Here is a 21,138-nt window from a genome sequence, read left to right on the forward strand (position 1 = left end):
GTCCCCGCCGGCACCCCTTTCACGGTTCCCCCGGTCCTCTTCGCCAAGATCACGGACGAGGACCTGGAGTCGTACGACGTCACCGGGCCACATGACAGATGCCCTGTGATTACTCCGGTGCGCCGCCGAAGCGCTCCTTGTACGACTCCAGGTCCTCGTCCGTGATCTTGGCGAAGAGGACCGGGGGAACCGTGAAAGGGGTGCCGGCGGGGACGGAGGACAGGGTGCGGGCCTCGTCCGCCGTGACCCACTTCGCCGTGTCGGTGGGAAGGGCGAAGGCCGCGCGCATGGCGGCGGACGACGCCGGGATGAAGGGCTCGGAGACAACCGAGTAGAGGTGGATGAGGTTCATCGCGGTGCGCAGGGTCAGGGCCGCGCCCTCGGGGTCGGTCTTGATCTCCAGCCAGGGGGCCTTCTCCTCCAGGTAGGAGTTGCCCGCGGACCACAGGGCGCGCAGCGCGGCCGCGGCCTTGCGGAACTGGAGGGCCTCCATCTGGGTCTCGTACTCGGCGAGGAGCGAGGCGATCTCCTCGCCCAGCTTCGCCTCCGGCTCACCCGCCGCCGCTCCCGCGGGGACCTCCTCGCCGAAGCGCTTCTTGGAGAAGGACAGCACGCGGTTGACGAAGTTGCCGAGGGTGTCGGCCAGGTCCTTGTTCACCGTGGTCGTGAAGTGCTCCCACGTGAAGGATGAGTCGTCGGACTCGGGGGCGTTGGCGATGAGGAAGTAACGCCAGTAGTCCGCGGGCAGGATCTCCAGGGCGTGGTCCGTGAAGACGCCGCGCTTTTGGGACGTGGAGAACTTTCCGCCGTAGTACGTCAGCCAGTTGAAGGCCTTTACGTAGTCGACCTTCTTCCAGGGCTCGCGGATGCCGAGCTCCGTGGCCGGGAACATCACCGTGTGGAACGGGACGTTGTCCTTCGCCATGAACTCCGTGTACCGGACGTCGGCGGCGCCGTCGGGCTCGTACCACCAGGACTTCCAGTCGCGGTTGTCCGGGTCCTGGTCCGACCACTCCTTCGTCGCACCGATGTACTCGATCGGGGCGTCGAACCAGACGTAGAAGACCTTGCCCTCGGCGGCCAGCTCCGGCCAGGTGTCGGCCGGGACCGGGACGCCCCAGTCCAGGTCACGGGTGATCGCGCGGTCGTGCAGGCCCTCGGTCAGCCACTTGCGGGCGATGGAGGAGGCCAGCTGCGGCCACTCGTCGCCGACCTCGTCGATCCACGCCTCCACCTCGTGCTGCAGCTTCGACTGGAGGAGGAAGAGGTGCTTCGTCTCGCGGACCTCCAGGTCCGTCGAGCCGGAGATCGCCGAGCGGGGGTTGATCAGGTCGGTGGGGTCCAGGACGCGTGTGCAGTTCTCGCACTGGTCGCCGCGGGCCTTGTCGTAGCCGCAGTGCGGGCAGGTGCCCTCGACGTAGCGGTCCGGGAGGAAGCGGCCGTCGGTCGGGGAGTAGACCTGGCGGATCGCCCGCTCCTCGATGAACCCGTTCTCGTTCAGGCGGCGGGCGAAGTGCTGGGTGATCTCACGGTTCTGCGGGGAGGAGCTGCGGCCGAAGTAGTCGAAGGCCAGCTCGAAGCCGTCGTACACCGCCTTCTGCGCGTCGTGCGCCTGGGCGCAGAACTCGGCGACCGGCAGGCCCCGCTCCTTCGCAGCCAGCTCGGCCGGGGTGCCGTGCTCGTCCGTCGCGCAGATGTAGAGCACGTCGTGGCCGCGCTGGCGGAGGTACCGGGAGTACACGTCCGCCGGGAGCATGGACCCCACCATGTTGCCCAGGTGCTTGATTCCGTTGATGTACGGAAGGGCGCTGGTGATGAGGTGTCGAGCCATCGCGGGCTGCTCCCAAGTCGCTACGTGCGGTGACGGATCTCGATTCCGGCAAGGATGCCGGGCCGTCTACGAACCTTGAAATCGTAGCCGAAACGGGTAGGCCGCCCGCTTCCCGTTTTAGTGGGTGGGAAGCAGGCGGCCTACGGCGCGTGGCTACTGGCGGTTGTGGGGGTTACGGGCGCCAGGTCGCGAGTACGCCGTCGAAGAGCTCGGCGTCCGTCAGCTCGCGCGGAGTCGGGCCCGCGTGGAAGAACGACGTGTTGTCCGTCTTCAGCTTGCGGAGGTAGTCGAACGCCTTGTTCTCGTGCTCGCCGAACGCGACGAAGGAGAAGAAGACGCCGGGGTGGGACTTCGCCGCGTCCGTGAGGGACTGGGTGGCGGGGGTCTTCGCGTCCGGGGCGCCGTCCGTCTGGAAGACCACCAGGGCGGGCGCCTTGGGGTCGTCCGACTTCTCGTGCTGGGCGAGGACTTCCTGTACGGCCGCGTGGTAGCTGGTACGGCCCATACGACCGAGGCCCGCGTGCAGCTCGTCGATCTTGTTCTCGTGCGCGGCGAGGGTCAGCTCGCCGGTGCCGTCCAGCTCCGTGGAGAAGAAGACGACGTGCACCGTGGCCTCGGGGTCCAGGTGGGCGGCGAGTGCGAGGGTCTGCTCGCCGAGGGCCTGGGCGGAGCCGTCCTTGTAGTACGGGCGCATGGACGCGGAGCGGTCCAGTACGAGGTAGGTCTTCGCGCGGGTTCCGGTGAGGTCCCGCCTCTTGAGGGCGGCGCCGGCCTCCTTGTATGCCGTTGCCAGGGCGGGGGCTGTGGCCTTCACGGCCTCGGCCTCGGCTTCGCCCTCGGCCGTGCTGTTCCCACCCGCACCACCCGTGCGGCTCTCGTCGTCGGCTGCGAGTGGCCCTTGTGGGGCATCAGCGACGTCGGCGACTGCTGGCTCGGGGGTCTGCTCGGGGGCCTCTTCGGGGGCCTGTTCGGTCTCCGGGGCCTCCGCGGGCTCCTCGGCTGCCGGTTCGATCACCGGTTCCGGGTCCGGGTCCGGTGCCGCAGCCACTGGCTCGGGCTCGACGACGGGCTCCGGTTCGACGACAGGCTCCGGTTCGACGACTGCCACGGGCTCCGGCTCGGGCTCGACCACCGGCTCCGGTTCCGGTTCCGCGGCAGCCACCGGCTCGGGCTCGGGCTCGACCACCGGTTCCGGCTCCGGTTCCGGTTCCGCGGCAGCCACCGGCTCCGGCTCAGGTTCCACCGCAACCGGCGCCTCGACCTCAGCCTCGACTTCGGCCTCAGCCTCGGCCACAGGGGCCTCCGGCTCGGCTGCCGGCGTCGGCACGGTCACGTTGTCGAAGGCCGCGGACACGAGGTCGTCGGCGGTGGGCTTCGGCTTCGGTTCCGGGGAAGGGGACGGAATCCTCGGTGCGGCCTCCTGCGAAGGGGCCGGTTCCGTCGCCGGGGCGGGGATGGTGGGAGCCGGAGCCTCCAGCGAGGTCCCCGCGTCGGCGTCACGGTCCTTGCGTGAGCGGCCGAACGCGTTCCGCAGGAGAGTGAGAATGCCCATGTGCGCAACCCTTCGCATGAGTTGTAGCCCGTCAATCCCTGGCCAGGACGGACACGTAAGGTTAGCGGCCGCTGCCGGCGATCTTGGCCGGGGGCGCAGTGGCCGGGCGGCGGCGTCAACAGCACTACCGCTCGGGTGGGTGGCGAGCCCCTACCGGATCAGTGCGGCGAGGCGATCGTGCGAGCCGCCGCGACCTCCTGGCGGAGCGGTTCGAGCACGCTGCCCGGAGGCCCTGTGAGATCCGTGCGGACCTCCACGAGGACGTCGGTCTCGCGCAGCCCCTGCGACAACTCCCGTAGCTGGAGCGCCACTTGCGCGATCTCGGCGGTGGACGGCGGCTCGGCGCCGTGTTTGATCCGTACCCGCGCCGCGGTCGTCGCGTCCACGATCCGCTCGACGGCGACGACGAGCGGCCACCACGCGGCGGCGCGACGGCCGGTGGGCGGCGGTTCGGTCAGGGCGCGCTGGAACTCCGTACGGATGACGGAAAGATCGCGGTACAGACCCCGGCGCATCCGGGCGCGGGCCGCCGGTTCCGTTCCGTTGCCGAACGCGGACTCGACGTAGCGGGCAGTGTTCGCGACCGCGTCCGCGAGCCGGTCGCCGACCCGGGTGTGCCAGCTCTCCGGCCAGAGGAGATAGCCGGCCACCAGGGCGATCGCGCAGCCCATGAGGGAGTCGACGAGACGCGGCACCAGCAGGCCGGTGCCCTGGTGGTTGAGGATGTCGGAGAGGAGCAGGATGACCGGGGTGATGGCGGCGGTCTGGTAGCCGTAGCCGCGCGGGGTCAGGGCGGGGATGAGCGGTGCGAGCACCAGCATCACGGGCACGTCCCACCAGCCGCGCGGGACGACGGTGAGCACGGGGGCGGCGACGGCCAGGCCTGCCACCGTGCCCAGCGCGCGCAGCAGCGCCCGGGAGAAGACCGACCCGAAGTCGGGCTTCAGCACGAAGGTGATGGTGAGGGCGACCCAGTACGAGCGCGGCACCGGGACGATCGAGACCAGGGCCTGCGCGATACCGATGCACAGCGCGAGGCGCAGGCCGTAGCGCCAGGAGGCCGCGGACAGGACGACGTTCCTGGCGGCGCGGCCGGTGCGGACGCGCAACGCCGCCGGGCGGCCGAGGCGGTCGTCGATGGTGCGCGGGTCGGGATCCTGGTCGGTGACGACACCGGCGGCGTGCCGCAGAGCGTGGTCGACGGCGCGGGCGGTCTCCGACGCGGGCGTCGGCAGGTCGAGCCCTATGGGACCGGTGTACCCCGTCTCGACGGCGTCGGCGAGATGCCGTACGGCGGTGGGAATCCCGTCCGGCAGCGGCTTCCCGGACTGGTGGACGGCGGGGGCGGCCTCCACGACCGGCGTGATCGCGTTCAACTGGGCCAGCAGCCGGGTGAGGTCGGGACTGCGGCCGTGGTGGCGGGCCCGCCGGGCGAGGACGAGGTCGTAGGACTGGTTGAGCGACTGGGTGACGGCGTGCCGCGCGCGGTCGTACGCGTCACGGAGGTCACGGAGATCGCGGCTGTCACTGCTACCGGCCTCGCCGGTCCCGCCGGATCCGCCGGTCCGCCCGGCCTCGCCGCTCTCTCCCGGTGTCTCCCCCGGCCCGCGGTTCTCGCGTGCCCCCTCGTTCGCGCAGACCGCAAGGAGTTCCGCCACCCGCCGGTACGTCCCCGCGACCGCGGCCCGCTCCGGTACGCCCGATCGCAGCGGCCAGGCCAGCAGGGCCAGGACGAGGACGAGGAGTCCGCCGCCGGACATCAGCAGCGGGGCCAGCCACCACGCGCCCGGCATCGGGAGGCCCGCGCCCACAACGGAGTTGAGGAGCAGGAGCAGTCCGGACACGGAGGCGACCGCGCCGATCGTCGAGATCATCCCGGAGACGAGCGCGACCCCGGTGACCGCGGCGACGGCGAGCCATCCGTGGCCGTACACCAGCGAGCCGACGGTGACACCGAGGGCGCCGAAGAGCTGGGGGATCGCGATGTTGAGGATGCGCATGCGGTAGGCGTCGGCGGTGTCGCCGATGACGCCGGACAGGGCGCCCATGGAGGCGAGCGCGCCGTACGCGGGCCGGTCCACGGCCAGGCCGATCGCGAGCGGCAGGGCCATCGCGACGGCGGCGCGGGCGACGGCGGCCCAGGGGATGGGTGCCTGCTGCGGTTGGAGGTTCCTGACCAGCCAGTCGGGAGGGGTGAGGGCGCCGGACAACTGGCGGGACGGGCGGGACATGCGCCCCATTATGGCCGCATTGCCGATCGGGCCCGGAGCGCATGTCCCCTGGTGGGGCCGGTGAAGTCGGTGGACCTGGTGGCGCTAGCGGAGCTGGTGGAGGCTCAGTGTGATGAGGAGCGCCCGGTGATCGGTGCCGGAGATGTCGAGGAAGGACGCCTTGCTCGCGGAGAAGTCCGGGGAGACGAGGACGTGGTCGATCTGGCTGCCGATGACGGGCGCGGTGCGGGCGGGCCAGCTCGGGGTGCGGGGGCTTCCCGCGAGGCGGGCGCCGTCGTGCAGCCCCGCGTCGAGGATGTGGCGGAACGCGGCGTGGTCCTGGGAGGCGTTGAAGTCCCCGGCGACGATGGTGGAGCCGTCGCTGGTTGCGGCGTAGTCGCGCAGCCTGCCCAGCTCACGCCGCCAGGCGCCGAGCTGGCCGGGCAGCGGGGGCATGGGGTGCGCGAGTTGCAGGCGTACGGCGTGGCCGTTGACGTCGGCGACCGCACCCGGCATGCCCATGGTGCCGCGCACACCGGCCGCGCCCTTGAGCGGGAACCGGCTCATGATCACGGAGCCGTTGGATCCGGAGCCCTCGACGGCCGCCCGGTACGGGTAGCCGCCGTGGCTCCCGCCGAAGGTGTCCTTGAGCGTGCCGGAGCACCTGTGCTCGCACTCCTCCACGAACACGATGTCGGGCCGCTCCCGCCGAACCGCTGTGACCAGCGAGTTGGTGCCCCGGCCGAACTGCACGTTGGAGGTCAGCACCCGCAGCTCGGCGACGGACTTCCCGTCGGGTTCGCCGACCTTCCCGTACGGCTCGATGAACCAGGCGACCGTCCCCAGCACCAGGACCCCCCACACCATCCCGACCCGCCACCGGGCGAGCAGCGCGAAGGCGAGGCCGACGCCCGCGGGCGCGAGCAGCCACGGCAGGAAGGCCAGCAGTTGGGGCACGGGTGTGATCCCGTCGCTGTCGGCCGCCCGGCAGCCGACGACCACGCTCACCACGGTGAACAGCAGCCCGGCCGCGAAGCCCGCGAACACCCGTCCGGGCCGCCGCCGTTGTCCGCCGGCCGCGTCCTGCGACTCCGTCCACTCAGCCGTCGCACTGTCCAAGGCCAGGCCTTCCGCTCGTCCGCTGTTCAGCTCGTTCGCGAGGAGTGTCCGAATCCTCCCTCAAGGACGGGAACTTCGGGGGGAAGGTTGCCGTGAGACCCCGAAGTCACCTCTGATCGTCCACCCGCGCCAGGAACGTCTCCATTGTCCCGTTGAACTCCTCGGCACGCTCGAGGTTCGGTAGATGGGCGGTGGAGTCGATCACACGGAGGGTGGAGTCGGGGAGGGCCGCGTGCATCGCCTCGGCGTCGGACACCGGGGTGTACTCGTCGTCGGCACCCACCACGACCAGGGCCGGGACGGTGACCCGGGTCAGCAGCTCGCGGTAGTCGGGGCGCTCGGCCCGCCCGCGCAGGGCCGCCGCGGCGCCCTCGGGGGAGGCCGCCGTCATCATGCGGTGCACATGCGCGGCGACCTCCGCGTCCGCGTACGGCGCGACCATCTTGTACAGCACCTCGTCGGCGTATCCGCGCATCCCCTCGCGCAGCAGCCGGTCCGCCATGGCGCCCCGGGCCCGCCTGCCCTCCTCGGTCTCGGCGGCCGGGAAGGTGTCGGCGAGGACCAGGCCCCGGATGCGCTCCGGGAACTGCCGGTAGCACTCCATGACGATCTGGCCGCCCATGGAGAGCCCCGCGAGCACGAACTCCCCCACGCCCAGGGCGTCCAGCAGCGCCGCGATGTCCCCGGCGAATACCTCAAGAGGTGTGACACCGGGGGTCACCGGGGACTCGCCATAACCGCGCAGGTCCGGCGCGATGACCCGGCGCGTCGCCGAGAACGCGGTGATCTGGGGGGCCCACATCGTGCGGTCGAAGGGGTGGCCGTGGACCAGGACGAGGGGCAGCGCCCGCGTCGAGGAGTCGCCCCCTTTGTCATCGTATGCAAGGAAAGGTGCCGATGTGGTTGCCATGACCACGACCCTAGGTTCACCAACCACTCGGTGCAATAAGATCTTTGCCCTCGGTGCAATGTGCCGGGAACGGAGTGAGGGGAACTCGTGGAGGACTACCGGCGGCTCGCCGACCGCATAGCCGACGACATCGTCACCGGACGGCTGCGGCCCGGCGAACGGCTGCCCACGCAACGGGCGTTCGCGCGCCGCACGGGCATCGCGGGGTCGACGGCCGGGCGGGTGTACGGCGAACTGGTGCGGCGAGGTCTCGTCGTCGGCGAGGTCGGCCGCGGCACGTTCGTGCGGGCCGCGCCGGTCCCCTCGGGCCGCGCGCTCGCCGAGCCCGCGACCGGCGCGCCCCGGACCACCGATCCCACCAGCCCTGATCCCACGACCTCTGATCCCACGACCGCCGGTCCCGTGACCACCGCGTGGGCCGACGGGGACCCCGACCACCCTTCCGCCCCGGTCAACATGGAGCTCAACTACCCTTCCGCGCCCGGCCAGTCGGAGCTGCTCGCCCCGGCCCTCGCGCCGCTGCTGCGCCCCGACCTGCTGACCGAGGTGCTGCGCCCGGCGTCCGTCACGGGCACGGCACCCGTCCGTGCGGCGGCCGCCACGCTCCTCGCCACGGCGGGCTGGCGCCCGGACCCGTCCCGGCTGCTCTTCGCGGGCAACGCGCGCCAGGCCATCGCGGGCGCCCTCGCCTCGCTGGTACGGCCGGGGGGCCGTGTCGGCGTCGAGGCGCTGACATATCCCCTGGTCAAGGAGATCGCGGCGCGCCTGGGCATCGTCCTGGTCCCGCTCGCCATGGACGAGGAGGGCCTGCTCCCGGACGCCGTCGCGACCGCCCACCGCTCCGCGCCCCTGTCCGCCGTGTACGTCCAGCCGACGCTGCACAACCCGACGTCGGTGACCGCCGGTTACCTCAGGCGGAGCGAACTTGCTGCTGTCGTACGGCAGTTGGACCTTCCCGTCGTGGAGGACCGCATCTGGTCGTTCCTGTACCAGGACCTCGCTCCGCTGGCCGCCCACGCCCCCGAGCGCGTTCTTGTCGTCGACGGGCTGTCCAAGCGGGTGGCGCCCGGCCTGACGGTGGGATTCCTTGTCGTGCCCGAGGGGCGGGCGGGGGCTGTCGGGGCCGCCCTGCGCTCCGGCGGCTGGGCGGCGGGCGGCTTCGCGCTGGAGGCGGCGGTGCGCTGGATCGCGGACGGGACGGTCGGCCGCCTGGTCACCGCCAAGCGCGCGGACGCGGCACGCCGGCAGGGACTCGTCGCCGAGCACCTCGCCGACTTCACCGTGCACGCCGATCCGCACGCGTACTTCGCCTGGTGGGAGCTGCCGAAGCCGTGGCGCGCGGACACCTTCACGGCGGCGGCAGCGGCGCGCGGGATCGCGGTCACGCCGGGCCCGGCGTTCGTGGTGTCGCCCGCGTCGGGAACGGGCTCCGTGGCGGACTGCGTCAGGCTCGGACTTGCGTCGGCTGCTCCGCGGCAGCTGGAGCGAGCGCTGCGGACGCTTGCCGGGCTCGCGCGATCCGGCCCGTGAGCAGGGCGCCCAGTGCCACCGCGAGGCCCAGCCCCAGCAGCAGCCAGGAGACCTGGCGGAGTGTTTCAGTGAGGGCGTCGTACACCGCGCCGACGGCCGAGCGGGACACCCCGGCCGGCAGGTCGGCGAGGGTGAGCCGGCGGCCGATGGCGACGGCGGCGCCGAGCAGCGCGGCGCCCAGCGAGGTGCCGAGCCCGGTCGCGAGCACCGCGCGGCGGCGGCAGACGGCGACGAGGATGCCCGTCGAGGCGAGGACGGCCGCCGCGAGCGGCAGCCAGAAACCGGCGACTTCGAGCACCTGGAACCCCTTCCGGAGCCGGCCCGCGTCCCGGGCGTGCAGCACCGTGGTCGCGGTGTGCTCGACGGGAATGCGGCCGGCCAACGGCATGTGGTTGTCGGCCAGTTGACGTTTGACCTGCTCGGTGACGGGCGCGAGGTCGATGGTCACGTCGCCGCCCCCGCCTCCGGCGCCGCGCCCGTTGCCCGCCCGGTCGTTGCCGTCGCGCAGGGCCTGCATGACGGCGTCGTGCGCGGCCCGGTTCGCGGCCTCCCAGGCCGCGGCGAAGGCCGGTGTCCGCGTGAACGAGCGCGCCGCGTCCCGCACGAAGGAGTGCACCGGCCCCCGCAGCGGCTGCCCCACGTGGACCTCGTGCATGATGCCGTCGGCGATGCCCGCGGCGATCGCGTCCCGCACGTTCCGGTCGGTGGCGAGCGGCGCCATCGTGGCCTCGTAGCGGCCGGTGTCGCCGATCGCGTACGTCGCCCAGGCCGAGAGCGCGCCGAGCGGCGCGAGCAGACAGGCGAGGCCGATCAGCACGGCCGACAGGACCCTCCGGACACGGTGAGGCACTCCACCAGGCAAGGCCTCTTCGGCGCGGTGCGCGAGCTGTTTGACTGCATATGGGCGCATATGACAAGCCGAAAGTGGGGCGGGCGGGGAGCCAAGGGGGAGCTGGGGAGTGAGCCCTCCGGTGGAGGGCTCACCCGAACGGGTGTTTCCTGGAGCTGGGGAAAAGGAGGTTGATCATGCGGACCACCCCGGCCCTGCGGACCCTTGTCGCGGCCCTGTTCACCGGCGGTGTTCTGACCGTCGTGGCCGCAGGAACCTCGGCGGCGGCAGTTCCGCCGACACAGACCACCACCGGTGGCCACGGCCATCACGACCCCATCTGGGGCACCGTCGTCTCCCGCGGAGAGCTGAACCTCCGGGAGCAGCCCACCACGAACTCGGCCGTTGTCGGCGTGCTCTCGCCGGGCAGCCAGGACCGGGTCCGGTGCGCGGTACTCGGACAGAGCGTCTTCGGCAACCCGTACTGGTTCTGGCTGGTCGGAGCGCAGGCCTGGGCAAGCGCCGCGTTCGTCGACACCGGCAACCAGGGCGTGCCGAGCTGCGACCCGTGCCCCGGCTGGAAGGACGACTCCTGGAAGAACGACTCCTGGCAGGACGGCTCACGCAACGACTCGTGGAGCAGTTCGAGCTCCGGCGCCTGGAGCTTCAGCGCCTCCGGGACGTGGAGCTGGAGCGCGGCCGGTGCCTCTTCGAGCTCCTGGGGCATGGTCCCAGGTGGTGGGTGAATGAGGGAATCGGGTGAAGGGTGAGGCCCCGGCAGCCGTTGCCGGGGCCTCACCCGTGGGAGCCCGTCGAGACCCCGTGGAAAGCCCCTCTCAGGGGCTCCCCACGGGGTCTTCGAGCGTCAGCTCACCCGGTGGCCCTCCGCGTCCTCGTGCGTGTAGTACCGGTAGAACGTGACCGCGAAGACGCCTGCCGCGACGCCGAGCGCCATCATCGTGGACCGCAGGACGGTCGTGCCGGTCTGGCTGTACAGGAAGCCGAACGCGATGCCCGCGAACGCCGTCCACAGCAGGGCGTGCACCTCGCGCTTCATGAGGGGCGCCAGCATCCGTACGCCGATCCACATGGCCGCGAACACGATGGCGCAGACGAAACCGAACAGGATGTTCCAGCCCGTGATCGGCCCGCCGCTGCGGTTGATCGCCGCGGCCCAGAAGCCGTACAGGAGCCCGCCCGCCACGGGCAGGCCCCACCTCGCCGCGGTGTGCGCCTGCGCACCGAAGATGTCGGGGGTCCCGGCGGTTCCGGCCGGGTCGGCCGTTCCGGTTGTGCGTGGTGTTCCCGGTGCCCCTGAAGCGGGTGCTGCGTGAGCCATGGGAGCACTCCTCTCTCCTCGCCCCTGCCTACCAGGGCACACCTCGCCCCGGCCGCTGGCAAGTCGGATGCGGGTCGGGATGCGGCCGACCCGGCAGCGTGTTTCGCTGAACCGCATGAGGCAGGGCGACCGGTGGGCCGTGCTGGACCGGCTGCCGCGCGCCGGGCACGAGACGGCCGCCGCCGAGCGGCAGAAGCTGCTGCGGGTCCGTGGCCGCAGTGTCGCCTGGGTGCCACCGCTGCTGCTGTGCGGGGCGATCGCCGCGGTCGACTGGAACACCAGCGGCGAGTTCCGGGTCATCTCCTGGATCGTGCTGGTGCCCGGGATCGCCGCCGCGATCTGCGGGGTGTGGGGCACGGCGGCGTTCGCGGTGCTCTCGCTGCTGACGTACGTCCTCGTGGACAACGCCTGGCCGCACCAGTACCAGACCGGCCTGCCCGACTTCATCCTCGTCGCCGTCGGCGGTGTCCTCGCGACGCTCGCCTGCGCGGTCCGGGTCCGCGGCGAGCGGCGCATGCTGCACATGCGAGACATCGCCGAGACCACCCGGCGCACGGTGCTGCGCCCGCTGCCGCCCGGCTGGGGGGACCTCGACCACGCGGCGGTGTACCTCGCCGCCGACAGCGAGGCGCGCGTCGGCGGCGACTTCTACGACATCCAGCCGGGCCCGCGCGGCACCCGTGTCGTCCTCGGTGACGTCCAGGGCAAGGGGCTCGGGGCGGTGGAGGCGGCCGCGGCACTGCTCGGCACGTTCCGCGAGGCGGCTTACCACGAGTCGGAACTCGCCACGGTGGCCGACCGTCTGGAGGTGCGGATGCTCCGGCATGTGCGGTACCGCAAGGCGGTGGGGCGGGGTGACGGCGAACGGTTCGCGACGGGTGTCCTGGTCGGCTTTCCGGACACGTCCGGCGCGGGTGAGCCGCCTCCGGACGTCGTGGAGGTGGTCAATTTCGGGCATGAGCCGCCGCTCGTGGTCGCTCCCGGCGGCGTACGCCGACTCCCGCCGGGGGACGGACTCCCGCTCGGACTCAGTGAGTTCACGGACGCGCCGCCCCTGGTCCTCACCGTTGCGCTGGCCCCCGGCGAGACCCTCCTGCTGGTCAGCGACGGGGTGACCGAGGCCCGGGACGCCCAGGGGGTCTTCTATCCGCTGCGCAAGCGGGTCGCCGAGGCGGTGTCCGCCGACCCGGGCACGGCCGAACCGCAGCGTCTGGTCCGGTTCGTGCGCGACGGCACGCTGCGGCACTGCGGGGGCCGTCTGGCCGACGACACGACGGTCTTCGCCGTACGGCGCCGGGGGCCCGGCCCGGTCACCAGCCCGTCAGCAGCAGGTGATTGACCAGCAGGGCGAGCCCGGCCTGGGCGGCGAGCCAGGCCCGTGGACCGGTCAGGAACGCCCCCGCGGGCAGCAGCCACACCGCGAACGGCAGCCAGATCCGTTCCGTCTCCGCCTTGCTCATCCCGGAGAGGTCGGCGACGAGGAGGGCGAGCAGGGCGGCGAGCACGAGGAACGCGAGCCGCCGGTCGCCGGGATCGCCGGCCCCGGCCCCGGCGCGGGGCGCTCGCAGCGTGGCGCCCGCCCGCCGCAGGCCCGCCACCGTGGCGAGCCCGGCCATCAGCACCGTGCACGCGAGGTTGGCCCACACCCAGTAGCCGTACGGCCGGAAGCCGCCCGCGCCCTGGCCGTAGCGGACGACCAGCAGGCGGTACGCCTCCCACCAGTCGAAGCCCGCGAGGGTGAAGGCGACCGGGACGACGGCGAGTCCGAGGAGCCCGGGGAGGAGCAGGGACAGGGCCCGGGTGCGCAAGCCGTCGCGGCCGAGCAGCAGCACCGCCGCGGCGATCACGGCGATCAGTGTCAGGCCGTACGAGAGGTAGCAGGCGAGCCCGAGGAGGAGCCCGGCGGCCGCGGCGCAGGTCCGGGGTGCGGGGCCGGTGACCGCCAGCGCGAGCAGGGCCAGGGCCCAGGCGGCGACCGCCGCGAAGTAGCCGTCGGCGGACGTGCCCACCCACACGGCGGTGGGCGCGAGCACGAGGAACGGCGCCGCCCGCCGCGCCAGGGCCTCACCGGCCAGCGCCCGCACGGCGACGAGGACGGCCACGCACGCCGTCCCGCCGACGGTGATGCACCAGACACCGGCCCAGGCGCCGCCGCCGAGCCCGATCCGGTCGAGGAGGACGAAGGTGAGGGTCGCCGCCGGGGGGTGCCCGGCGACATGGGCGGGCCAGTGCTCGGGGGAGCCGAGCAGGATGTGGGCGGTGAAGTCCCGCAGGGTGGCCGGGATGTCGTGGAAGCGGTCGATGACCTGGAGGTATTCGTACCTGCTCGTCAGCCGCCGGGCGACCCCCCGCTGCCAGCCGTCGACCAGCGCGAGTGAGAACGTCCACACCACGGCCGCCGCCCACGCCCCGCCCAGCAGCGCCCGCCAGGACAGCCGCGCGGCCACCCGGGGCCCGTACACCACGACGACGCCCGCCACCACGACCGCGGCCGGCGTACCCGGGCCCACATGTGGCCCCCAACTCGCCAGCAGCGGCGGCCAGTTCACGAACAGCGTGCCGTCCGCCCGCTGAACAGCGGTACCCACCAGCACGGCAGCCAGCACGAGCAGAACGGCCGCGAGGGCAACGCCGAGATCGGCGAGGAGGGCACGGCGGGGGTGGGGGTCGGCGGACAGAGGGGCGGGGTGGCTGCCGTCGGGTCGGGCGCCCTGGTGGCTGTCGCTGGGCGGGGTGTTGCGGTGGTCGCCCTTGGGCCGGGGATCCCGGTGGCCGGTGTCCCGGCGGGCGTCCTCGGGTCGGGGATTCCGGTGGCTGTCCTGGGAGCGGGTGTCCTGGGATCGGGTGACGTCGTCGGCGGAGTCCCGGCGGGCGTCCTCGGGCCGGAGATCCCGGTGGCTTTCCTGGGATCGGGTGTCCCCGGATCGGGTGGCGCCGTCGGCGGAGTCCCGGCGGGCGTCCTCGGGCCGGGCATCCCGATGACTGTCCTCGGATTGGCCGTCCCGGGATCGGGTGCCGCCGGGCCGGGCGTCCCGATGGCCGTCCCCGGATCGGGCGTCGTCGGGTCGGCCGTCCCCGGGTCGGGCGTCGTCGGACCGGCCGTCCCCGGATCGGGCGTCGGAGCGTGCGGCGTCGCGGAGGTGGTCGGGGTTCACAGCTGAACGCTAGGGCCGGGTGGGATCCGCGAGGGTGTCGCAGGGCCGGACGTCAGCGTTTCGTCATCAGTCGTGAGCCCCTTTCCGGGGTGGTCCTGCCTACGGTCGGAACATGCGCGACCACAAGCTCCCCACCTCCCCAGGGTTCTGGCGCAGCCCCCTGCGCGGCCCCTGGTTCACCTCCGTGCTCGGCCTCGTCCTGCTGGTCGGGATCACGGCCTTGTTCGTGACAGGGCTGGTGTCGTACGCCGCCTACAACCCGGACCTGTCGCCGGTGAACGACAAGACCCCCGACAAGGGCCTGCTCGGCTTCTATCTCTTCTCCTGGCCGACGAACCCGTCCTGGCTGTACCGGCTGACGCAGGGCGTGCACGTCACCCTCGGGCTCGTGCTCGTCCCCGTGCTGCTCGCGAAGCTGTGGTCGGTGATCCCGAAGCTGTTCGCGCTGCCGCCCGCCCGGTCGCTCGCCCACGCGCTGGAGCGGATCTCGCTGCTCCTGCTGGTCGGCGGCGCGCTCTTCGAGTTCATCACCGGCATCCTGAACATCCAGCTCGACTACGTCTTCCCGGGCTCCTTCTACCCCCTCCACTTCTACGGCGCCTGGGTCTTCTTCGCCGCGTTCGTCGCGCACGCCGTGCTGAAGATGCCCCTGGCCCTGCGCAATCTGCGCCACCTGAGGGAGGAGCGGACGGAACTGGTGTCGCCGGACCCCGCCGAACCGACCGTCTCGCGGCGCGGCGCGCTCGGCCTGGTCGGCGGCGGCTCCCTGCTGCTGTTCGTCACCACGGCCGGCCGCAACTTCGACGGACCGCTGCGCGAGACCGCCGTACTCGCACCGCACGGCGGCTCCGAACCGGGCACCGGACCCAACGGCTTCCAGATCAACAAGACGGCCTCCGTGGCCGGCATCCACCCGGCGGAGACGAGCGAGGACGCGTGGCGGCTGGTCGTCACCGGCCGCACCGGCACCGTACGGCTGAGCCGCGCCGAACTCCTCCGACTGCCGCTGCACAGCGCCGCGTTGCCGATCGCCTGCGTGGAGGGCTGGTCGACGTCCGACCAGTGGTGGCGGGGCGTACGGCTGCGGGACCTCGCGGCGCTCGTCGGCCACGAGGAGGCGCAGGCGCCCGACGTACTGGTCGAGTCCCTCCAGCGGCACGGCTCGTTCCGCAAGGCCGCGCTGCGCGCCAACCAGGTCCGCGACCCGCGCTCCCTGCTCGCCTTTTACGTCAACGGCGAGCCCCTGACCCTCGACCACGGCCACCCGGCGCGGATCATCGTGCCCGCCGCACCCGGCGTGCTCAACACCAAGTGGGTGGCCCGGATGACGTTCGGAGACCTGTGATGCCGAGCCCCGTGACGCATGGCCGACTCGGGCTCCGCATCGGGAGCCCCCTCCAACTCGTGCTGTTGGTCTGCTCGTTCGCGCTGGCCGCATACGCGGGCGTACGGCTGCTCGCGGACGACTGGTTCGAGGTGGCGCTCTGGCTCGTCGGCGCCGCCCTGCTGCACGACCTGGTCCTGCTGCCCCTGTACGCCGTGGCCGACCGGGCCGTCACCCGGCTGCTCGGGGCCGTAGGGCGCCGGGAGTGGACGGGCTGGGTCCGCGTCCCGGCGGCGCTCTCCGGCCTCCTGCTGCTGGTGTGGTTTCCGCTGATCAGCGGGCAGGTCGCCGAGCGCTACACGTCAAAGACGGGCCTGTCCGGTGACGGCTTCCTGGCCCGCTGGCTGCTGATCACGGCCGTGCTGTTCGGCGGCTCGGCGGTGCTGCTGGTGCTGTCCGCGCTGCGGTTGCGCAGGGCGACGAAGGACCGGCCGCCGGCCGTCCACTGATCGACCGGGCGCCAGCCCGTGCGGCGCGCGTGCCGCAGCAGTGCCGGGGTGCCGAGGCGAGCCCAGAGGAAGGGCGCGCCGGTGGCGCCCCGGCCGTCGGCGACGCGCACGTGGACGCGCTCGTCCACGTCGTCCACCGGCACCGTCTCGGCGATCAACAGCCCGCCCGGGGCCAGGAGTTCGGACACCCGCCGCAGCAGGGCGCGCGGGTCGCCGCCGATGCCGACGTTGCCGTCGATGAGGAGGGCGGTGTCCCAGCGCCCCTCGCCGGGCACCGTCTCGAAGACGGACCGGCGCAGGGCCTGCCCGCCGACCCGCACGGTGTGCTCGACGGCGGCCTCGCTGACGTCGATGCCCAGCGCCCGCAGCCCCTGCCCGGCGAGCGCCGCGACCAGCCGTCCGGGCCCGCACCCCACGTCGAGCACGGCGCCCTCGCAGCGTCGCAGCACGTCCAGGTCGGCGGCGTCGGCCCCGGCGCACCACCGCTCGACCTCCAGTGGGAGCAGCCAGCCGTCGGTGCGGCGCAGGAAGAGGGGGCCGCGTCCGGTGCGCAGGGCGTCGGCGTACGGGTCCGCGCACCAGGCGGTCGCCGTCTCCTCGGTGACGGTGCTCATCGGCCGGCGACCGCCGTCAGCCGGGCCAGCTCCGCCGCGAACCGGCCGTGCGGCGCCCCGGCGGCGACCACCTCGGCGTCGTGGGCCGTGTCGACGTCCCGCAGCCGCGGCAGATCGCGCACGCGCAGGCCCGCGGCGACGAGCCGGCCACGCTGCAGGGCGCCGGTGCCGGCCGTCGACATCGGCACCCCGCGCAGCAGCTCCGGGTCGGGCTCGGCGAGCCCCAGCGCCCAGAACCCGCCGTCCTCGGCGGGCCCGAAGTACGCGTCGGTGCCCCGCCAGTCGACGGTGAGGAGCGCCGGTGTCACCTGGGGCGTGTCCATTCCGATGAGCAGGGCGGGCCCGTCGCAGCCCCCGAACGCGCCCGCGAGCCGCTCGTCGAGCCCGCCCGCACACTGCGGTACGACATCGAAGCCGGGCGGCAGCCAGGGCCCCGGTACCCCGTCGAGCACGAGCACCCGTCGCCGCGCGGGCGCCGCCAGCACGGCGTGCAGGGTGTCCCGCAGGGCGGCCTCGGCGAGCGCGGCGGCCTCCTCGGGGGTGAAGGGGGGCGTGAGCCGGGTCTTCACGCGCCCGGGCCGAGGTTCTTTGGCGATGACAAGCAGGGTGCTGATCACTTGAGGGCTTCCTCCAGCGTTTAAGCCCGTCCGGCGTTTGAGGACGAGCGCGAAGCGCGACAGGGGGGAGAGGGGGCGAAGCCCCCATGAGGACGGGACGGGAAGGGGCGGAGGGGGCGAACTACGTGCCGCTCTCGGCCAGCACGCGCCGCATGTCGGCGACCGCCTGCCACGTCCCCCGCCAGGTCCCCGTGACCTTGGAGACCCCGGCCCGCGGCAGATACGGCACGTCGTGCTCGGCGACGCGCCACCCGGCGTCGGCGGCCCGCACGACCATCTGCAGGGGATAGCCGCTGCGCCGGTCGGACAGTCCGAGGCCGAGCAGCGCCTCGCGGCGAGCGGCCCGCAGCGGCCCCAGGTCGTGCAGCCGCAGCCCGGTACGCCGGCGCAGCAGATGCGCGAGCGCGAGGTTGCCCGCGCGGGCGTGCGCCGGCCAGGCGCCACGCCCCCGCGGCCGCCGCCGCCCGAGCACGAGGTCGGCCCCGCCACTGCGCACCTCGCGCACGAAGGGCACGAGGAGCGAGGGGTCGAGCGAGGCGTCGCAGTCGCAGAAGCACACGATGTCGGCAGTGGCGGCGGTCAGCCCCGCATGGCAGGCGGCGCCGAACCCGCGGCGCTCCTCGTGCACGACCGTCGCGCCGAGGCCGCGGGCGATGTCCGCGGAGCCGTCGGTGGAGCCGTTGTCCACGACGATCGCCCGCCAGCCGGGCGGGATCCGGGCCAGCACCCAGGGCAGCGCCTCGGCCTCGTCGAGGCAGGGCAGCACCACGTCCACGTCTGGTGTTTCCCGGGCTTGCGGGTTCACGGGGGAGGTCGTCACGGCTTTCACCCTACGGAGACGAAAGGGACATCACGGGCATCGGCTCCTTACGAAACACGGACGTCGACGCCGTACGGCGCCCTCCGCGCGGCCGCGGTGCGACGCTGGTCGTATGCAGCACCCGCACGAAATGCCGCAGCCGGACGCACTGCCCTCGCCCCCGCCCGCGCCACCCGCTCCGGAGGCCCCCGCCCGCGTCCTCGTCGTCGACGACGACCCCACGGTCGCCGAGGTGGTCTCCGGCTACCTCGACCGCGCGGGGTACGCCGTGGACCGCGCCGGCGACGGCCCCGCCGCGCTCGCCCGGGCCGCCGCGCACTGGCCGGACCTGGTGGTCCTGGACCTGATGCTGCCCGGCATGGACGGCCTGGAGGTGTGCCGCCGGATACGGGGGCGCGGCCCCGTGCCGGTCATCATGCTCACCGCCCGCGGTGACGAGGACGACCGCATCCTGGGCCTGGAGGTGGGCGCCGACGACTACGTGACGAAGCCGTTCAGCCCGCGTGAGCTGGTGCTGCGCGTCGAGTCCGTGCTGCGCCGCACCCGCCCCGCGACCCGGACGCTGCGCCCCCTGAGCGCGGCCGGCCTCACCATCGACCCGGCGGCCCGCCGCGCCACCAAGGACGGCACCGAACTCGCCCTCACCATCCGGGAGTTCGACCTCCTCGCGTTCTTCCTCCGCAACCCCGGCCGCGCCTACAGCCGCGAGGACCTGATGCGCGAGGTCTGGGGCTGGGACTTCGGCGACCTCTCCACGGTCACCGTCCACGTCCGCCGGCTGCGCGGCAAGGTCGAGGACGACCCGGGCCGGCCCCGCCTGATCCAGACGGTGTGGGGGGTGGGCTACCGCTTCGAGGAGCCCGACACCGCCGCCTCCGACTCCATGACGCGGGAGCCGTGAGTCATGCAGGACATGCTCCTCATCGCCCTCTTCGCCTTCCTCGGCGCCGCCGCGGCCGGGCTGCTCGGGGCGTTCGCGCTCTGGCTGATCCGGCGCCGCTCGCTGACCGCGTCCCTGGCCGTCGTCGCCGTCGTGGCGGTGACCGCCATGCTCGCGGGCACACTGGCCGTGGCATGGGCGATGTTCCTGTCGGCGCACGACCTGACCGTCGTCACGACGGTCGTCGCGATGGCCGCCGTGGTCTCCCTCGCGACCGCCCTGCTCCTGGGCCGCTGGGTCGTCGCCCGCAGCCGGGCGCTCACCCTGGCCGCCCGCTCCTTCGGCGACGGCGGCTCCTTCGCGGCCCCCGACGGCCCGGCGACCGCCGAACTCGCCGCGCTGAGCCGCGAGTTGCAGGCCACCAGCGTCAAGCTGGCCGAGTCCCGCGACCGCGAACGCGCCCTGGAGACGTCACGGCGCGAACTCGTCGCCTGGATCTCGCACGACCTGCGCACCCCGCTCGCGGGCCTGCGCGCGATGTCCGAGGCCCTGGAGGACGGGGTGGCCGCCGACCCCGACCGCTACCTCCGCCAGATCCGCACCGAGGTCGAACGTCTCAACGACATGGTCGGCGACCTCTTCGAACTCTCCCGCATCCACGCGGGCGCCCTCGCGCTCTCCCCGTCCCGGATGTCCCTGTACGACCTCGTCGGCGACGCCCTCGCGGGTGCGGACCCGCTCGCCCGTGAACTCGGCGTACGGCTGGTCGGCGACCCCATCGAACCGGTGCCGGTGGAGGTGGACGGCAAGGAGATGAGCCGGGTGCTGGGCAACCTCCTGGTCAACGCGATCCGCCGCACCCCCGCCGACGGCACCGTCGCCGTCGCCGCCGAACGCTCGGCCGAGGGTGTCGTCCTGTCCGTCACCGACGGCTGCGGCGGGATCCCCGAGGAGGATCTCCCGCGCGTCTTCGACACCGGCTGGCGCGGCACCCACGCCCGTACGCCGCCCGCCGGAGCGGGCCTCGGCCTCGCCATCGTGCGCGGCATCGTGGAGGCCCACCAGGGGCGCGCGGCCGTACGCAACGTCACCGGGGGCTGCCGCTTCGAGGTGACCCTTCCCACCGCCCAGGGGTGAGGGTTTGCACCCGCAGCGGTTACGGTGCTCGCGTACGTGATCGATGGGGAGGGAACCATGCCCGGAACCGTGCTGCTCCTCGCGGCCTCGCCGGTCGGCAAGGGGTGTCTGGTGGACGCGGCGTCCGTGCTCCCCGTTCTCGCGGCGGTCGCCCCCGCCGTGCTGTCCGGCACCGACACCGCGAACGTCGTCGAACTCGCCGACCCGCTGGAGCCGCAGGCCGTCCTCACCCGGCTGCGTGCCGCGGCCGCCGCGCCCGGGCCGCTCACGGTGTTCCTCGCCGGACAGCTCCAACTCGACCGCCGCCAGCGGCTTCCGCATCTCGCGCTGGCCCGCACCACCCCCGCGACCGTCCGCTACACCGGCTTCCCCTGGCACTGGGTCACCGAGGAACTCCGGCTGCGCGCACCCGGCACGGCCAGCCTCTTCGTCGACCTCCACACGGACGCGGAGACCTGGCTGCATCTCGGGGCGCACCCGCTGACGGCGGGGCCCTCCGTCGCCCTCTACGGGCGTATCGCGCCGCCTCCGCCCCGGCGGGCGGTGGCGCAGCCGGCGTACATGAGGGCCGTCGCGACCATCCTGCGCAGTGGTCACCGGCCTCCGCTGCCGCAGCTGCACCAGGCCGCGTTGGGGCGTATCGCGGACGACGGCGGCTCCGCGGACCTCGTGTTGTCGGCACCCGGCGGGGGTGGGGGCGTCCCTGGGGGCTCCGCCCCCAGACCCCCGTATCGGCCTGAACGGCCTCGTCCTCAAACGCCG

The 21,138-nt window shown here is 73.3% G+C and carries 18 protein-coding genes and 1 pseudogene; 8 read left to right on the plus strand and 11 right to left on the minus strand.

Features of this window, described 5'->3' with window-relative positions; translation table 11 throughout:
- The coding region (locus ABZS97_RS36790; protein ID WP_356145220.1) for a hypothetical protein at positions 1–165 on the plus strand (165 nt) is incomplete at its 5' end.
- Here ABZS97_RS36790 and metG read toward each other — a convergent pair.
- From metG to ABZS97_RS36815, 5 genes are all read right to left on the minus strand, one after another.
- Positions 110–1,831 carry a methionine--tRNA ligase gene (gene metG, locus ABZS97_RS36795; protein WP_356145192.1) on the minus strand — a complete coding sequence of 574 codons (1,722 nt, stop codon included), beginning with the start codon at positions 1,829–1,831 and terminating at the stop codon, positions 110–112. The two genes, ABZS97_RS36790 and metG, sit on opposite strands and share 56 nt — an antisense overlap.
- 172 nt (positions 1,832–2,003) lie before the next feature.
- On the minus strand, positions 2,004–3,383 hold the full coding sequence (locus ABZS97_RS36800; protein ID WP_356145194.1) for a VWA domain-containing protein: 1,380 nt from the start codon (positions 3,381–3,383) through the stop codon (positions 2,004–2,006).
- Between the two features lie 158 nt (positions 3,384–3,541).
- A complete protein-coding gene (locus tag ABZS97_RS36805) occupies positions 3,542–5,614 on the minus strand; it encodes an FUSC family protein (protein WP_356145196.1) in 2,073 nt (690 codons plus the stop codon).
- A gap of 84 nt (positions 5,615–5,698) precedes the next feature.
- A complete protein-coding gene (locus tag ABZS97_RS36810) occupies positions 5,699–6,712 on the minus strand; it encodes an endonuclease/exonuclease/phosphatase family protein (protein WP_356145198.1) in 1,014 nt (337 codons plus the stop codon).
- A gap of 106 nt (positions 6,713–6,818) precedes the next feature.
- Positions 6,819–7,622: an alpha/beta hydrolase gene (locus tag ABZS97_RS36815; protein WP_356145200.1), complete on the minus strand. Its 804-nt coding sequence runs from the start codon at positions 7,620–7,622 to the stop codon at positions 6,819–6,821.
- An 87-nt stretch (positions 7,623–7,709) separates the two neighbouring features.
- Between ABZS97_RS36815 and ABZS97_RS36820 the strand changes: the two genes are divergently transcribed.
- Positions 7,710–9,152, plus strand: a complete 1,443-nt coding sequence (locus tag ABZS97_RS36820) for a PLP-dependent aminotransferase family protein (RefSeq protein ID WP_356145202.1) — start codon at positions 7,710–7,712, stop codon at positions 9,150–9,152.
- On the opposite strand, the gene ABZS97_RS36825 is transcribed toward ABZS97_RS36820, so the two are convergent.
- Entirely contained in the window at positions 9,067–10,002 is a 936-nt protein-coding gene (locus ABZS97_RS36825) for a hypothetical protein (protein ID WP_356145204.1), read from the minus strand. The two genes, ABZS97_RS36820 and ABZS97_RS36825, sit on opposite strands and share 86 nt — an antisense overlap.
- A gap of 176 nt (positions 10,003–10,178) precedes the next feature.
- Here ABZS97_RS36825 and ABZS97_RS36830 point away from each other — a divergent pair, with 176 nt between their 5' ends.
- A complete protein-coding gene (locus ABZS97_RS36830; protein WP_356145206.1) occupies positions 10,179–10,727 on the plus strand; it encodes an SH3 domain-containing protein in 549 nt (182 codons plus the stop codon).
- 119 nt (positions 10,728–10,846) lie between these two features.
- Here the strand turns inward: ABZS97_RS36830 and ABZS97_RS36835 are convergent, their stop codons facing one another.
- On the minus strand, positions 10,847–11,320 hold the full coding sequence (locus ABZS97_RS36835) for a hypothetical protein (protein WP_356145208.1): 474 nt from the start codon (positions 11,318–11,320) through the stop codon (positions 10,847–10,849).
- Positions 11,321–11,435: 115 nt separating this feature from the next.
- Here ABZS97_RS36835 and ABZS97_RS36840 point away from each other — a divergent pair, with 115 nt between their 5' ends.
- Complete coding sequence (locus ABZS97_RS36840; protein WP_356145210.1) at positions 11,436–12,659, plus strand: PP2C family protein-serine/threonine phosphatase; 1,224 nt, start codon at positions 11,436–11,438, stop codon at positions 12,657–12,659.
- On the opposite strand, the gene ABZS97_RS36845 is transcribed toward ABZS97_RS36840, so the two are convergent.
- Positions 12,631–13,998, minus strand: a complete 1,368-nt coding sequence (locus tag ABZS97_RS36845) for a hypothetical protein (RefSeq protein WP_356145222.1) — start codon at positions 13,996–13,998, stop codon at positions 12,631–12,633. The genes ABZS97_RS36840 and ABZS97_RS36845 overlap by 29 nt on opposite strands.
- 589 nt (positions 13,999–14,587) lie before the next feature.
- Between ABZS97_RS36845 and ABZS97_RS36850 the strand changes: the two genes are divergently transcribed.
- Complete coding sequence (locus ABZS97_RS36850) at positions 14,588–15,820, plus strand: molybdopterin-dependent oxidoreductase (RefSeq protein ID WP_356145212.1); 1,233 nt, start codon at positions 14,588–14,590, stop codon at positions 15,818–15,820.
- Positions 15,821–16,154: 334 nt separating this feature from the next.
- Here ABZS97_RS36850 and ABZS97_RS36855 read toward each other — a convergent pair whose 3' ends face one another.
- From ABZS97_RS36855 to ABZS97_RS36865, 3 genes are all read right to left on the minus strand, one after another.
- Positions 16,155–16,922 (minus strand): methyltransferase domain-containing protein, encoded by a 768-nt coding sequence (locus ABZS97_RS36855; RefSeq protein WP_356145214.1) that lies wholly within the window; start codon positions 16,920–16,922, stop codon positions 16,155–16,157.
- Positions 16,919–17,536, minus strand: a complete 618-nt coding sequence (locus ABZS97_RS36860; protein ID WP_356145224.1) for a DUF2064 domain-containing protein — start codon at positions 17,534–17,536, stop codon at positions 16,919–16,921. Before ABZS97_RS36860 ends, ABZS97_RS36855 begins: the two co-directional genes overlap by 4 nt.
- A gap of 124 nt (positions 17,537–17,660) precedes the next feature.
- On the minus strand, positions 17,661–18,368 hold the full coding sequence (locus ABZS97_RS36865) for a glycosyltransferase family 2 protein (RefSeq protein ID WP_356145216.1): 708 nt from the start codon (positions 18,366–18,368) through the stop codon (positions 17,661–17,663).
- A gap of 121 nt (positions 18,369–18,489) precedes the next feature.
- Here ABZS97_RS36865 and ABZS97_RS36870 point away from each other — a divergent pair, with 121 nt between their 5' ends.
- The 3 genes and pseudogenes from ABZS97_RS36870 to ABZS97_RS36880 all read left to right on the plus strand — a co-directional run.
- Entirely contained in the window at positions 18,490–19,260 is a 771-nt protein-coding gene (locus ABZS97_RS36870; protein ID WP_356145226.1) for a response regulator transcription factor, read from the plus strand.
- Positions 19,261–19,263: 3 nt separating this feature from the next.
- The gene (locus ABZS97_RS36875; protein ID WP_356145218.1) at positions 19,264–20,376 is read left to right on the plus strand and encodes a HAMP domain-containing sensor histidine kinase; all 1,113 of its coding nucleotides are present in this window, start codon (positions 19,264–19,266) and stop codon (positions 20,374–20,376) included.
- A 57-nt stretch (positions 20,377–20,433) separates the two neighbouring features.
- Positions 20,434–21,138 (plus strand): annotated as a pseudogene (locus ABZS97_RS36880) (hypothetical protein); the annotation flags it as partial.

This window comes from Streptomyces sp. NPDC005485, from assembly GCF_040606085.1.
Classification (GTDB): Bacteria; Actinomycetota; Actinomycetes; order Streptomycetales; family Streptomycetaceae; genus Streptomyces.

Excerpts from the sequence above, each read along its gene's own strand:
- metG (WP_356145192.1), bottom strand. The coding sequence starts at position 1,831 with ATGGCTCGACACCTCATCACCAGCGCCCTTCCGTACATCAACGGAATC.
- ABZS97_RS36800 (WP_356145194.1), bottom strand. The coding sequence starts at position 3,383 with ATGGGCATTCTCACTCTCCTGCGGAACGCGTTCGGCCGCTCACGCAAG.
- ABZS97_RS36805 (WP_356145196.1), bottom strand. The coding sequence starts at position 5,614 with ATGTCCCGCCCGTCCCGCCAGTTGTCCGGCGCCCTCACCCCTCCCGAC.
- ABZS97_RS36815 (WP_356145200.1), bottom strand. The coding sequence starts at position 7,622 with ATGGCAACCACATCGGCACCTTTCCTTGCATACGATGACAAAGGGGGC.
- ABZS97_RS36830 (WP_356145206.1), top strand. The coding sequence starts at position 10,179 with ATGCGGACCACCCCGGCCCTGCGGACCCTTGTCGCGGCCCTGTTCACC.
- ABZS97_RS36835 (WP_356145208.1), bottom strand. The coding sequence starts at position 11,320 with ATGGCTCACGCAGCACCCGCTTCAGGGGCACCGGGAACACCACGCACA.
- ABZS97_RS36840 (WP_356145210.1), top strand. The coding sequence starts at position 11,436 with ATGAGGCAGGGCGACCGGTGGGCCGTGCTGGACCGGCTGCCGCGCGCC.
- ABZS97_RS36850 (WP_356145212.1), top strand. The coding sequence starts at position 14,588 with ATGCGCGACCACAAGCTCCCCACCTCCCCAGGGTTCTGGCGCAGCCCC.
- ABZS97_RS36855 (WP_356145214.1), bottom strand. The coding sequence starts at position 16,922 with ATGAGCACCGTCACCGAGGAGACGGCGACCGCCTGGTGCGCGGACCCG.
- ABZS97_RS36870 (WP_356145226.1), top strand. The coding sequence starts at position 18,490 with ATGCCGCAGCCGGACGCACTGCCCTCGCCCCCGCCCGCGCCACCCGCT.
- ABZS97_RS36875 (WP_356145218.1), top strand. The coding sequence starts at position 19,264 with ATGCAGGACATGCTCCTCATCGCCCTCTTCGCCTTCCTCGGCGCCGCC.